The sequence below is a fragment of the Bradyrhizobium sp. NBAIM08 genome (genome assembly GCF_020193935.1).
GTDB lineage: Bacteria > Pseudomonadota > Alphaproteobacteria > Rhizobiales > Xanthobacteraceae > Bradyrhizobium > Bradyrhizobium yuanmingense.
In genome coordinates this window covers 1-431 of record NZ_JADYVR010000538.1, presented here as the reverse complement: position 1 = coordinate 431, position 431 = coordinate 1, and the positions used below count along the sequence as shown (strand labels likewise).

Below are 431 nucleotides of genomic sequence, written 5' to 3'. Positions count from 1 at the left end.
GCCGAGCACCGACGTGATCACCGGCGTGATCAAGGCCAACCTGCCGTGCCAGATCGCCTTCAAGGTCAACCGCAAGATCGACTCGCGCGTGATCCTCGACCAGAACGGTGCCGACAAGCTGCTTGGCTACGGCGACATGCTGTACGTGCCCCCGGGCGGCGCGGCGCTGGTGCGGGCGCAGGGCACCTACGTGTCCGACGAAGAGATCCAGGGCGTGACCCGCTTCCTGATCGATCAGGGCCAGCGGCCGAGCTTCCTGCCCGAACTGGTCCAGTCCCAGAGCAGTTCGCGCCCCTCGGCCGAGCAGCAGGACGCGCTCTATGACGAGGCGGTCGAAGTCGTGCTCGGCCAGCAGCGCGGCTCGGCCACCTTGCTGCAGCGGGCCCTGGCGATCGGCTACACGCGCGCGACGCGCCTGCTGGAACTGATGG

1 protein-coding gene is annotated in these 431 nt (G+C 68.4%); it reads left to right on the top strand.

The annotated features are described in order from the left end of the window. Positions 1 to 13: 13 nt before the first annotated feature. The coding region (locus I6F37_RS40830) for a DNA translocase FtsK (protein WP_368736828.1) at positions 14 to 431 on the top strand (418 nt) is incomplete at its 3' end.